Annotated in this window: 13 protein-coding genes and 1 pseudogene; 7 read left to right on the forward strand and 7 right to left on the reverse strand. The window is 62.6% G+C overall.

What is annotated here, in order from left to right:
- The 3 genes and pseudogenes from HDG39_RS17375 to HDG39_RS17385 form a co-directional block, all read right to left on the reverse strand.
- Positions 1-336: hypothetical protein (locus HDG39_RS17375; protein WP_409259179.1), on the reverse strand; the 336-nt coding region annotated here is incomplete at its 3' end.
- 213 nt (positions 337-549) lie between these two features.
- Positions 550-1,212: a ligase-associated DNA damage response endonuclease PdeM gene (pdeM, locus tag HDG39_RS17380; RefSeq protein ID WP_184007141.1), complete on the reverse strand. Its 663-nt coding sequence runs from the start codon at positions 1,210-1,212 to the stop codon at positions 550-552.
- Between the two features lie 4 nt (positions 1,213-1,216).
- A pseudogene (locus HDG39_RS17385) lies at positions 1,217-3,302 on the reverse strand (DEAD/DEAH box helicase); the annotation flags it as partial.
- A gap of 190 nt (positions 3,303-3,492) precedes the next feature.
- Here HDG39_RS17385 and HDG39_RS17390 point away from each other — a divergent pair.
- The 3 genes from HDG39_RS17390 (at position 3,493) to HDG39_RS17400 (ending at position 5,757) form a co-directional block, all read left to right on the forward strand.
- Positions 3,493-3,843, forward strand: coding sequence for an FKBP-type peptidyl-prolyl cis-trans isomerase (locus tag HDG39_RS17390; protein WP_409259183.1), 351 nt, complete (start codon positions 3,493-3,495; stop codon positions 3,841-3,843).
- A gap of 103 nt (positions 3,844-3,946) precedes the next feature.
- Positions 3,947-4,408, forward strand: coding sequence for a DUF488 domain-containing protein (locus tag HDG39_RS17395; protein ID WP_184007143.1), 462 nt, complete (start codon positions 3,947-3,949; stop codon positions 4,406-4,408).
- A 275-nt stretch (positions 4,409-4,683) separates the two neighbouring features.
- On the forward strand, positions 4,684-5,757 hold the full coding sequence (locus HDG39_RS17400; RefSeq protein ID WP_184007144.1) for a DUF6765 family protein: 1,074 nt from the start codon (positions 4,684-4,686) through the stop codon (positions 5,755-5,757).
- Between the two features lie 96 nt (positions 5,758-5,853).
- Here the strand turns inward: HDG39_RS17400 and HDG39_RS17405 are convergent, their stop codons facing one another.
- Positions 5,854-6,105 (reverse strand): hypothetical protein, encoded by a 252-nt coding sequence (locus tag HDG39_RS17405; RefSeq protein WP_184007145.1) that lies wholly within the window; start codon positions 6,103-6,105, stop codon positions 5,854-5,856.
- Between the two features lie 413 nt (positions 6,106-6,518).
- Between HDG39_RS17405 and HDG39_RS17410 the strand changes: the two genes are divergently transcribed.
- The 4 genes from HDG39_RS17410 (at position 6,519) to cls (ending at position 9,855) form a co-directional block, all read left to right on the forward strand.
- Complete coding sequence (locus tag HDG39_RS17410) at positions 6,519-6,857, forward strand: hypothetical protein (RefSeq protein WP_184007470.1); 339 nt, start codon at positions 6,519-6,521, stop codon at positions 6,855-6,857.
- A gap of 208 nt (positions 6,858-7,065) precedes the next feature.
- Positions 7,066-7,899 carry an H-NS family nucleoid-associated regulatory protein gene (locus HDG39_RS17415; RefSeq protein WP_184007146.1) on the forward strand — a complete coding sequence of 278 codons (834 nt, stop codon included), beginning with the start codon at positions 7,066-7,068 and terminating at the stop codon, positions 7,897-7,899.
- 22 nt (positions 7,900-7,921) lie between these two features.
- Positions 7,922-8,428 carry a hypothetical protein gene (locus tag HDG39_RS17420; protein WP_184007147.1) on the forward strand — a complete coding sequence of 169 codons (507 nt, stop codon included), beginning with the start codon at positions 7,922-7,924 and terminating at the stop codon, positions 8,426-8,428.
- 152 nt (positions 8,429-8,580) lie between these two features.
- Positions 8,581-9,855, forward strand: coding sequence for a cardiolipin synthase (gene cls / locus HDG39_RS17425; RefSeq protein WP_184007148.1), 1,275 nt, complete (start codon positions 8,581-8,583; stop codon positions 9,853-9,855).
- Between the two features lie 33 nt (positions 9,856-9,888).
- Here cls and HDG39_RS17430 read toward each other — a convergent pair whose 3' ends face one another.
- Genes HDG39_RS17430 through HDG39_RS17440 form a run of 3 tightly spaced genes read right to left on the reverse strand, consistent with a single transcriptional unit; the run spans position 9,889 to position 12,715 of the window.
- Positions 9,889-10,842, reverse strand: coding sequence for a hypothetical protein (locus HDG39_RS17430; protein ID WP_409259180.1), 954 nt, complete (start codon positions 10,840-10,842; stop codon positions 9,889-9,891).
- Complete coding sequence (locus tag HDG39_RS17435) at positions 10,836-11,630, reverse strand: MetQ/NlpA family lipoprotein (RefSeq protein WP_184007150.1); 795 nt, start codon at positions 11,628-11,630, stop codon at positions 10,836-10,838. The genes HDG39_RS17430 and HDG39_RS17435 overlap by 7 nt, the downstream gene beginning before the upstream one ends.
- Positions 11,627-12,715 carry a formylglycine-generating enzyme family protein gene (locus HDG39_RS17440; protein ID WP_184007151.1) on the reverse strand — a complete coding sequence of 363 codons (1,089 nt, stop codon included), beginning with the start codon at positions 12,713-12,715 and terminating at the stop codon, positions 11,627-11,629. The genes HDG39_RS17435 and HDG39_RS17440 overlap by 4 nt, the downstream gene beginning before the upstream one ends.
- Between the last annotated feature and the right edge of the window lie 5 nt (positions 12,716-12,720).

Here is a 12,720-nt window from a genome sequence, read left to right on the forward strand (position 1 = left end):
GGCAACGGTGGCCATGGCGGTGAAGGCGGTGGCGGCCAGGGCAACGGCGGCTCCGGCCACGGTGGCCATGGTGGTGAAGGCGGCGGCCAGGGTAACGGCGGTTCCGGCCACGGTGGCCATGGCGGTGAAGGCGGTGGCGGCCAGGGCAACGGTGGTTCCGGTAATGGTGGCCATGGTGGCCATGGCGGTAACGGTGGCGAAGGCAACGGCGGCTCCGGCAACGGAGGCCACGGTGGCCATGGCGGCAACGGCGGCAACGGCGGCAACGGCGGCAACGGCGGCAGCGGCGGCCACGGTGGCGGCTACGGCGGCGGTGGCTCCGGCAATGGCGGCCACGGCGGCGGCAACCACTAACCAGTGGCAGGAGTCCCGCGAACCTTGCGGGGCTCCCAAGGATGGAGGCCGGCGCGGCCTGGCCCCCACACCGACCGCTCTCGAGCGCCGCGGGGAGTCTGCAGCGAAAGAGCCAGCCACCTCCCGGCAAACCAATCCGCAACAAAAAATCAACCAATCAACCAGGCAACAAAGTGGACGGCCCCCGCCGTCCACTCAACTCCTCAACTCGATCACTCTCTGCTGTACCACCAGAAAGACCCTCTCCCCCAGAACGCGCCCCGTCTCACGCGCGCCTCCGGTAAAACGACCGAACGCGGGCAGCACCCCCCGATCGATCCCGAAGCGAAAGCGCGGCACGCGCACTGAATCGGTCCGCATCGCAGTCCGATAGACCGGATACAAATGCCCCGCGAGCACATACGCGTGATCGACCGCATGCGGGTGATGGCACAGCGCCCACGCCCCGATATGCCACGGCTCGCGCACGGACTCGACATCCAACGTAAGCGGCAACTCACCGGCATGCCGATCGTGATTGCCCTCGACGAGCACCACGCGCCTCGACGCATGTCGCGCGCGCCACGTATGCAACGCATCGAGCGTGAGCGTCGACAGCGACTTGCGCGCATGCAGCAGACCGCCGAGAAACACCAGCGTCGCCGGCTCGAACTCGGTGATCAGACGATCGATCCGCAGCAGATTCTCCGCGGTCGAACCAGTCGGCACTGGAATGCCGCGCGCGCGAAACACCGCATCCTTGCCGAAATCCGCATCGGCGATAAAGAGCGCGCGCAGCGCCGGATCGAAACACGCGCGCAAGCTCGACGGCACGAGAGGTCGTCCGCCGACGTCGATCGCGAGCGAGGTCGGCTTCATCGTTGCGCCGCGCGTCGAGTTCCTGCAGCAGTACTTCGGTATCGGCCTGGCCCAGCAGCAGATTGCCGCGATCGTGCTGACGAAAGATCTCGTAGAAAAGCCCGCTCGATGCTTGCAATTGCCGCGCGCTCTTCTGCTGTTCCGGATGCGCCTGAAACACGAGTCCCGACACTCGCGCAATCTCGCGAAAACGTCGCAAGGAGAGTTCGGACGAATTGAGGCTCGCAAGAATGTCGTGATCGAGTTCGTCAGGTGGAAGCAGGCCAGTTTGGAATTGCGCGGCCCGATAGAAAGCCTGCGCGCACAGCAATTCGAAACCGTAGTCGCTCATCGAAATCGAAAACGTGCCGGGCCTGTCGCGGGCGACTCGCCACGCGAGCAGAGCGCCAGGTCCGATATGCGCGGTGCGCCCCGCGAACGGATAGCAGTAGAAGTGGTGACCCTCGCGCGATTTGAGCAGCTCGACGACGAGTACGCCCGGCTCGGGCAACGCCGACCACTTCTGCTGCAATTCGAGCAGCGGCCGCACCGCCGCCGAACGTGAACACATCGACGGGCTTGAGCCGCGAAATGAACGATTCCTCGATTGAACCAATGCGCCCGCCCGATAGATACGCAACGTTCAACGTGCCATTCGCGACGATCGCACCGATGGTGTTGCGATGCGGGCGCGCGAGATCGTTGCGCGGGACGCGGTACAGACCGTCGCTATCGCGCGCGACGCGATGGTAGTCGGGATATGCGCGCAGCGTCGCGCCGCCGCCTTCGACGAAACCCAGCGTCCAGTCGAACTCCTGCTGCGTCAGATCGCGATATGCATAGGTATGCAGAAGTTCATCGTACAGCTCACGCGCGTCGAAGCCACCGCCGATCGCAACGGTGACGAGGTGCTGCACTAGCACGTCGAACGGCTTTTGCGGCGTATCGCGGCTTTCGATCTGCCGCTTGTCGACGGCTTCACGCGCAGCCGCCGCTTCGATCAATTCGAGCGCAACCGTTCTTCAACCCACGTTCGACCCACTCGCATACCTGCCGATCGAGCGAGCCGTGATGCACCGCGATCACTCCGGCCCACTCGGGGCGCGCCTCGAGTAGCGCCTGGTACCACACTCGCATTGCGAGCGCGTGTTCGTGAAGACGAGCGACGTGCGTGCTTCATCGATCACGCGCGCGACCGCATCGACCTGCCGCATGCCCATGTGACCGTCCCACGGAAAGCGCTCGATCGTGTCGGGAATGATCGTGTCGACGATCAGTGCTTTCGGCAGCGCACCGTGCACGCTGACGCGCGGCGTCGCCACCGGCGCGAGCAGTACCTCGGTCGCGAACGACAGATTGCCGAGCGTCGCCGACAGCCCCCACACCTGCAAGTCGAGCCGCCAATGGGTGAGACTCGCGAGCGCGAGTTGGGTCTGCGTGCCGCGTTTGTTGCCGAGCAATTCATGCCATTCGTCGACGATCACGAGCCGAACCTGAGCCAGTACTTCGCGCGCGTCGGCGCGCGTAAGAATCAACGTCAGACTCTCGGGCGTCGTGACGAGCGCGGACGGCATGCGCCGGTTCTGCCGCTCGCGTTCGGCGGCCGACGTATCGCCAGTGCGCAGACTACGCTCCATGGTACGGCGAGGTCGGTCGCGGAGCTTTGCAACGCGCGCGCGGTGTCGGCCGCGAGCGCGCGCATCGCCGTGATTCACAGTACCGTCAGCGGTTCGGGACACTTGCGCGGCGTCGACGCCGCACTTGCGAACGCGGCGAGCGTGCCGAACCACACGGCCCAGCTCTTGCCGGCCCCGGTGCTTGCGTGCGACATGCCGCTCGTGCCGGCGGCGATGTCGCGCCACACTTCGCGCTGAAACTCGAACGGTTGCCAACAACGCGCGGCGAACCCATGCGTCGAGTTTGTCGGCGAACGGGCGGCGCGCGTCGTCAGGTGAATACGAGGGGAACGGTAGCGGTTCGAACGCGGGTTCGCGCGCATCTTGCCGTGCCTGTTGCGCGGCTGAGTGGAATCCGGCGTGGCCTTGGCGCGCGAACGCGCTCTCATCGGGTGTGGCGGATTCGCTTGCCGGCGACTCGCGCCGGATGTTCATGTGGACCGCGGGGTCGCGCGACGGTTCAGCGAGGTCCCTGATGGGCACGCAACGACCCTCGGCATCGGGCAATAAGTGGGAGCCTCGGCCGACACCCGATCCGTTACAATCAAACGGACTACCCCACAGGAGATTCGCTTTGAAATCACTCGTTGCTTTGCTGGCCGCAGCCGTTCTGTCCTCGACCGCGATGGCTGCCGCGCCGACCACGGAAAAGCTGCCGTCCGGCGTCATCGTCGAACATCTGACGCAAGGCACGGGGCCGCAACCGTCCGCGACCGACGTGGTAAAGGTCAACTATCGCGGCACGCTGCCTAACGGCACCGAATTCGACAGTTCGGCCAAGCATGGCGGGCCGGCCACGTTTCCGCTCAATCGCGTGATTCCGTGCTGGACGCAAGGCGTGCAGAAGATGAAAGTCGGCGGCAAGGCGCGACTCACGTGCCCGGCGGCGACCGCATACGGCGATCGTGGCGCCGGCCCGATTCCGCCGAATACCGATCTGACCTTCGAAGTCGAACTGGTCGACATCGTCAGGTAAAGCAGGCGAGCGGCGCTAAAGATGCACCGACACCCCAGCCTCGCTGCGCCAATCGCAGCGAGGCTTTTTTATGGGCGCCGAATGGCCCGCCAGGGGATTCACCATGAAACGTGACAAAAGTAGCGTGCAGGTGGCCAGCATTGGTTTTACCGGCAAGAGCGCCCATAAATTCTTCAGTTTGCTGAAGGACGCCCACGTGCGCACCGTGCTCGACATTCGCCTCAACAACACGTCGCAACTGGCGGGTTTTGCGAAAAAGCAGGATCTGCCTTTCTTTCTCGAGCAGTTGTGCAATGCGGCGTACGTGGAAATACCGGAGCTGGCTCCCGAGCCGGACCTGCTCAAACGCTACCAGGGCAAGCAATTGAGCTGGGAGAACTTTCGGGAGGAATATTTCGACCTCATCGCGCGCCGCCGCGTGGAAAGTAATCTGGATATATCGCTATTCGAATCGGGTTGCCTGCTTTGCAGTGAACATTTACCACATCATTGCCACCGGAAGTTCGCGCTCGAGTATCTGAACCAGCACTGGAATAGTCGTCTGTCCGTTACACATTTGGCCTGACCGGCGCCGCTCAGGCCGGTTAGCTTTTTCCGCCTCATCGCCCGGCGGCTCTCCGTGCCGGAGGGTTGAATCTCGCCGGATCCGCCCGCGTTTCCTTCAGTAGCCCGAATGGTTGAGTGGCGCGAAACGAGGAAAATCGCGTACAGAGCGCATGTTTTTTCAAGGCGCGTGCCGCTCGCTCGTCTACTATCTACTCACGCGCACCTCCCTGTATTCGTCTCGCCCTATCGCCGGCCACAAACCGGCCATGCTTACGCGCGCCAGGAGCGCATGCCATGAATATCGACTTCCATTACGGCGTGGTCTACATTGCCACGCGCGTCGGCGGCATGACGGTCGGCGATGCGCAAACCGTCGCACATGCCTGCCAATATGTCGACGACGCAACCACGAGCGGAATACTGCGGTTCAAAGGCGGCGAGACCTTCGAGCGATTCGCGACCGCGCACAAGTTATTCGATTACGTCAATACCGAGGACGACCAGAATCGGCTCGTGTGGACGCCGTTCCATTTTCTGCCGGCTGGGGTTGGCGAAAGTCTGGAGGAAAAGGCGGTTTGCCGGCCCGATAGTGACGTCGCGCGCGAAGTCGTCCGGCGCGCGATCCGGCAGCGCGATTCGGAGACCGCGTTGCATCGACTCGGCGTGACGCTTCATACCTATGTCGATACCTGGGCGCACCAGGGATTCGCGGGCATCGAAAGCCCGTGGAATCGCGTGCATCTTCTCGAAGCGCAGGATTGCACCCGCAAAGGCTGGCTCGCGAGCCTCGAACTGGCGGTCGCGCATCTGATCGAGCATGTCGAGGAGGACGTTCTGACGATCGCGTTGCCGGTTGGCCATGGCGCCGCGTTGCATTATCCCGACCAGCCCTGGGCGCGCTGGCATTACATCGACGGCCGCAATCACTTCATCTCACGACATAATTTGCCGGATTTCGTGCAAGCGGCGGACATGAGTTGTCGTGTCGTGCGAGCTTATCTGGCCGGACGCGAAGATTTCGAAAACCAGCCCGGCATGCCGGACGACGTAAAAGACGCACTGACCCGGCTGCTCGATACGAACCGCGAACCCGACGACAACCTGCGTCTGAGAACCGTTTGCGAATGGGTGAATGCAGGCCGTATTCCAGGTTTGAAAGAACCCGTGCCCGGCTATATCGCCAAAGGACAAGGGTCGTGGAAGTACCAGGCCACCGGTTTGTTGTGCGATGACGACACCGGGGACAGACCGGAGTGGACGACCGCCTTCGAGAAGAGCGACTACCGGCTCTTTCACGACGCGGTCAAGCAACACCGTTTCGTGACCACTCAGGAGATCTTGCCCGCGCGCGGATTACGCATTGCCTAAGTGATTCGGAGCAGGGCGCGTCGCCGCGAACGGAGATCCGATCATCATTGACGCGTTGCCCGTGCGAACGTTTGCGGTGGCGCCCGCATTCTCCAGTTACTGCATTCGGGCTTGCTGATGCGGCGCGGCCTGAGCCGCCGCCTGCTGTTCTTCGGCGTGCTTTTTGGCCATATGCCGTCCGACGATACAGCCGCCGACCGCGCCGACCACCGCATGATGTCCCGCGTAGTGCCCGGCGACGCCGCCCACTACCGCTCCTTTCAGGCAACCAGCCGCGTTCGCGGTGCCGGCCATTGCCAACGAGACCGCCATTGCCCCGAGGGCGGTCCGAATAAAACCAGCTTCCATTGCAAGTACCATCGTGTTTGAGTGGATAGGAATTAGGGTGGCCCGGCGTCCATTTCAATAGCCGCCGCAAGCATGGCGGCTGACAAAGGACTCTCTATTGGCTATACGTCCGCCGCTGGGCACGGATACGAAGTGTAAATGGACTTGGCCGGTACAGGGGCAACAGGTGCTGCAAGATCGGTAACGGCACGTTACCGGAGCCGGGGCGGTGTCTTTGCACGCATCGTCAGTGGCGTTTCGCGCATGCTTGAATCCGTTCGCTATACCGGGCCACGAAAAAAGACCGTTTTCAAATAAAAAGTGGACTACTCTCCTTTGAATATCCAAAGGCCTGGCTATAGTAGAAGCGACTAATGCCAGAAAGCACGGCGGCGCCCCTTTCTGTCGCCGATGCGGATGACGGGGAAACACAAATGACGCGATCGAATGCAGCGATCTATCAGACCAGGACTTGCACGCCGGAGTCGTTGCGCACGCTCGCGAGCTTTCTCGAATTGGCGCTCGACGAGGGAAAAAGCGTGGTCGTGATGCGGATCGGCAAGCAGGCGCGCAGCGTTTACGTCGGAAATCCATCCGGTGCATTGGAGGATTTAACGGATTCCGGCGTCGTCGACGCTTTCCAGGCAGATGAAATGCTGGTACTGACCCGCCTGGGCCTGAACCGGATAACGGCGGACGGTCAACACTACCGCTTCATACGGAGTGTGAGGTACATTGCCGATCGCCAGGTCGTCGTTTTTACACCTATCTGAGTGATGGAACCGAAATGAAAAAGAAGAATCAGGAGGGAAGGAAAAGGAAGAAAGCCTCGATGACCCGGTAGAAAACCTGAAAGCTTTGTTATTTGAACGCCGCATCGGCGCTCGTATCGATGTATTGAAGCTCGGGATAGGTCAATACACTGCCTTTCTTCCGTCATTCATGGCATAGTTCGACGATTACCACATAAGGAGCAATCAAATGCCTTCGTTAGAGCAAATCCAAGCAAAGCTTAAGAAGCTCCAGGAGCAAGCTGACGTTCTCATTGCCAGAAAAGCACAAGCCGCGGTCGACCAGATTCGCGAATTGATGCTCAAGCACGGTCTCACGACTGCCGATATCGAAGCACAGGCGAAGGCACGACGTGCCGGGCGAGGTCTGAATGGCAATACGGCGGGTCGCGGAAGACCTGCGGGCGCGAGCAAAGCAGCCAGGTCGGCAACCCCGGCGAAGTATCGCGACCACAAAACCGGCGCGACCTGGACGGGGCACGGCCGCGCGCCTGGCTGGATCGCCGGCGTGAAGGACCGCACGGCGTTTCTGATCGACGCTGCGAGCGCAAGCAAGCCCGCGGCTACTCCCGCCGTGAAGGGCGGCAAAGGGCAGCCGAAAGGCGCCCAGCCGCCGAAGTACCTGAATCCGAAGACCGGCGCGACCTGGAGCGGCCGCGGTCCGGCGCCGGCGTGGCTCGCGGCCGTCAAGGACCGCAGCAAATTCCTGATCGATGGCGCGAGCACGGCTGCCGCTCCGAAAGCGGCGAAAACGGCGGCAAAGAGCAGCCAGGCGAAAGCGACCGCGAGTGCGGTAGGCAAGAAGACCGCGACGAAAAAAGCAACGCGCAAGACGGCCGTGAAAAAGACCGCAGCCAAAAAGGCAACTCCGGCAAGCCGGAAAGCCGCGGTGAAGAAGACCGTCGGCCGTAAAAGCGCTGTGAAGACCGCAAGAAAAGCACCGGCCCGCAAGGCTGCTGCAAAGAGTACGGCCGCGCCCGTCGCGGCGGCTCCCCAAACGCCAGAGACGCAAGCAAGCGCGTAATAGCCGTGGAGTCGTGAGCCAGATGGTTAGCACCTTCGACGCACCCCGGCAGGAAGATCAGGTCTTCCTGCTGGACTCCACTCCTCATCCGGCAGCCGATGCCGCCGAACCATTCATCGTCGCCAGCGATCGCCGCGTGGTCCTCACTTATCCGATCGCGGAGTCGGACTTTGAAAGGTTCGGGCCATTCGATCCCGACGACGATCCTTTTTGCGCGGTGTTGTTCTCCGACGCCATCTTTCATCGTCTCGGGCCGCCGGGCGATGACGATCTCGCCATTCATCCGCTCGCAGCGCAAGGTCTCGCCGGCTGCGCGGTGCATGAAGTCGTCAATTCGTCGTTGTGCGCCGAGATTGCCGCCATGGCGATAGACTCCGTCGCCATTGCTCCCGAGGCACCGGCGCGACGGCATTTCGTCATTACGTTTCAGGCATCGACGTTCGAATGCGTGGCGTCGGACTATACGGTCATCGGCGTATTCGGCGCGGGCGAAATCGCAAGCCGCGAGGCGTTTGCATTGGTCAGATAAAGCGTTGGAACCGGAAAGCAAGGCGCGGTCCTGATCCGGGCACGCGCCGTGCATGACGTGCTGATAGTGAAAGCCAGGCACGAGTGCGGCATTCTCCCGGCGGATGCGGGACTCGTATGCCGTGACCCGCCGCCTGCCATCGAGCCCCACGCATGCTGACCATTTCTATTACCGCGTTCGTCACGCTCGTGATCGTTCTCCTGATCGCCAATCTGTCGAGCGGCGAGAAGAAAATAGAACACAGAATCGAGCGGCTTTATAAGAGCGAAGATCCGCAATTCCTTCGTTCGATGGGTTTATTGCTCGGTCCGCCCGTGGTGCCGGGTAATCGCTTCGAGATGCTGCTCAACGGCGACCAGATCTTTCCGTCGATGCTCGAGGGCATTCGGTCGGCGCGCGAAACCATCACATTTGAAACGTTCATTTACTGGTCTGGCGAGATCGGCGGACAGATTGCGCGTGCGCTTGCCGATAAGGCGCGCGAAGGTGTCGCCGTGCATGTACTGCTCGACTGGGTCGGTTCGTCGAAAATGGATCGGCGCTATCTGCAATTGCTGCGGGAGGCCGGCGCCGAAGTGGTCAAGTATCACAAGCCGCATTGGACCGGACTCGGCCGCATGAACGACCGTACGCACCGCAAATTATTGGTGATCGACGGCCGGATCGGTTTTACGGGCGGGGTCGGCATAGCGCCGGAGTGGACCGGCAATGCGCAGGACGAAAAGCATTGGCGCGATACGCATTTTCGTGTGACGGGTCCAGTGGTCGGCCATATGCAGGCCGTGTTCATGGACAACTGGATCAAAGCGACCAGCAGCGTATTGCACGGTCCCGAGTATTTTCCGCACATCGATGCCGAGCCGAAAGGAGCGGGCCAGGGTCTCGCGCATATGTTCAGCAGTTCGCCGTCGGGCGGCAGCGACGACATGCAGTTGATGTATCTGCTGGCCATCACCGCCGCCACGCGCAGTTTGCAGCTTGCGAGCGCGTACTTCGTGCCCGACAAGCTCACCATCAACGCGATCGTCGAAGCCGCGAAACGCGGCGTGAAAGTACAGATCGTCACGCCTGGCAAACGCATCGACACGCACACGGTGCGCGAAGCGTCGCGTGCATGTTGGGGCGATCTACTGAAAGCGGGCGTCGAGATCTACGAGTACCAACCGACCATGTTCCATTGCAAGTTGCTGGTAGTCGACGAGTACATGGTGTCGGTCGGCTCGACGAACTTCGATAGCCGCTCGTTCAAGCTGAACGACGAAGCGAACCTGAACATCTACGACCGCGATTTCGCCAGGCAGCAGACCGCCGCGTTCGATGACGACATCGCGAAGTCGAAGCGCGTCACGCTCGAAGCATGGACGCGGCGTTCGTTCACCGAGAAGGTCGTCGAAAAGTTCGTACGGCTACTGGATACACAGCTTTGAATACCGATAGCAACGTGTCGAGGCGCCGACGGATCAATGAACGGCGCTGCTCAGATACGCTTCGATGTCGGGCCGCGCGGCTCGCTTGCCGTTGTCGTGTTCAACGGCAGCCGCATCGATGAGGCGCGCTTTCGCGTGTTGATACGCATTGGCAAAGCCGCGCAGTTGCTGCGTGACCGGACGATCGTCGAGCCGGCGTCGTGTGAGAGCTTGCGCGATGCTGCGTTCGATCAACGCCAACTGGCTGTCGATATAGTCGATGCACCGCTCGCGGCAGCGCGAGGATGCTGCCGCGACACTCAGCAGGGCGGGCACGAGCGAGATCGTCAGAAAACCGCCCGCGGGAATGCGTGCGAGGGCGGCGGGTGAATCGAACAGGTCGGCGCGCAATGCGTCGAACACGGCTTGCGTCCAGATCGCGCGCTCCTGTTCGAGCGCGCGACGCCGTCGCGCGAGTGCATCTTCAGCATGCGGATCGGCAAGGCGGCCCTCGTCGACCAGCAACGCCGCGTCGTCGCGTTTGCCTTCCTGAATGCATGCACTTCCGACATAGACGGCGCTGTCGCCGCGTTCCGCCAATACCAGGTGTTGCAGACTGTCCGGCACGAGCGGGTCGAGCGGTACCACCTCGCACGTCAGCGGCTTGCCTTGCAGATGAATCGCGCAGCGCCCGTCGTCCGCCAGCGCCGGGCAGCGCGCGAGCGACGGATAGTCGAAGCCCTGCGCAACGATGCTGAAGGTGTCGCCCGCGTGATACAGCAGCGTATCGGCCAGCGCCTCGAACTCCGCGCAATCGGCTTCGTCGAGCACCGCTTCATGTCGGCCGACACGCAGCCTTTCGCCGGGCCGCCTGCGCGCCACGCGTCCAATCGCGAGGCAGCCGATAAACCGGTTGCGATGGCGAAACAACTCCGCCAGCGTCATCGACGGGGGACTGTTGCAGCATCGACCGCACGCGGAGCAGGAAAACGAAAACGTGTTCACCACGGCCGACGCACCGAGTCCTGATAACGCGTGAGGATGAAATGCGCGACGTCGTTCGAATGATAGGCGGAGACCAGTTGCGCGACCCATGCGTTGTGGCGATCGCTGTCGCGTACGGTCAGCACGTTCGCATACGGCGAGCGCGCGTCTTCGAGACTGAGAGCATCGCGAGCGGGACGAAGACCTGAGCGCGCCGCTGTGTCGCTATCGATCACCGCGAACGCCACGCTGTTCAACGTGCCGTACAGACGCGCGCGCGGTACCCGGCGAATCTTCAGATGGAGGCGGTTGCTCGTGATGTCGGCGAGCGTCGCGTGCAGGCCCGCGCTGTCGCGGAACGTCAGTAGCGTTTCGTTTTGCAGAAGGATCAGCGCGCGAGCCGTGCCGGCGGGGTCGTCGGGAATCGCGATCGTCGCGCCGCGCTGCAATTGCGCGAGGTTCGTCAGCTTGCGCGAGTACAGCGCGACCGGAAACGTGACGGTCGTGGCCACACTCGTCAGTGCGTAGCCATGCAGTTTGCGCTGTGCGTCGAGTGCGGGTTCGTCTTCGAAGCTCGCGACGTCGATCTGTTTCGCGGCGAGCGCTGCGTCGATTCGCGACGGCTGATCGAACACCACGACGTCGAGCGCGAGACCCTCGGTCGCGGCGATCCGGCGCACTTCGTTCATGATCTCGGCTTGGGCGCCCGAACTCACGCCGACTCTGATCGTCTGCGAGGCAGCGTGCGAGGGTACGGGCAGTAAAGCAGGCAACACCGAGAGCGCAAGCGCGGCAATCGCATATCGCTTCATGACGCATCCCTCGACACCGTGCGAAAGCCGATATGCGAAGCCGGCAAATCGGCTTCCTGCTGCTCGCGCGACGCCGCGCGATATCTGACGCAGTAGTCGCGCGAGCACAGGAACGAGCCGCCTTTGATGACCATCGGCGTATCGTGGCGGCGGCTGATTGGCGCCACGGCGGCAGTATCGCCGTTCGTATGCGACTGGTGCGGACCGCTGTACACGTCCTTGGTCCACTCCCACGCATTGCCGATCATGTCGTAAAGCCTGAAGTCGTTCGCCGCATAGCAGCCGACCGGTGAAAGGCCGACATGGCCGTCCTCGCCGGTGTCGAGCACCGGAAACACGCCTTGCCAGTAGTTCGCGCCTGGCTTGCCGTGCGCGTCGCGCGGCGCGGTGTCGAGGTCCGCGCCTTCATGGCCGGCTTTGCCCGCGTACTCCCATTCGGCTTCGGTCGGCAGATCGCGGCCGAGCCAGTGTGCGTACGCGAGCGCATCGGCCTGCGTGACCATCGTCACCGGTTGGTTCATCCGGCCGTCGAGCGTGCTGCCGGGACCGGTCGGATGATTCCATGCGGCGCCTTTGACCCAACTCCACCACGCGAGATCGCGCGCGTTCATTTCTTCGCGCGTCGGCGTGTGAAAAACGACCGCGCCGCCCTGACGCTCCGCATCGCTCACGTAGCCGGTCGCCCGCACGAACGCGGCGAACTGCGCATTCGTGACGTCGGTCTGGTCGATCCAGAAGCCGGCAACGTGCGTCTTGCCGTCGCCGGGGCGCTCGTCTTCGTAGCCGAGCTTGCTGCCGAACACGAAGTCGCCACCATGCAGATGCACCATGCCGGCTTGCGGGTCGTCGCGCCAGCGCGCGGGCAGGCCCGAGTAACGCTCGCATTGCTGTTCGGAGCCGAGCGCGGCGAGCGGACGCGAGCGGTTCAGGCTGTCGAATGCGCTGGACGGGCGACCGCCGAATACCGCCGCGCTCGCCGCACTGATGGAAGGCGCGGCAAACGCGGCGGCGAATGCGATCGCCGCGATCGCGACGTATGCGCCATACAGCGCCACGCCGCCTTTGAGCTTGAATGAAAACGCCATCGTGT

The organism is Paraburkholderia lebeckiae, assembly GCF_014201005.1.
Taxonomy (GTDB): domain Bacteria; phylum Pseudomonadota; class Gammaproteobacteria; order Burkholderiales; family Burkholderiaceae; genus Paraburkholderia; species Paraburkholderia tuberum.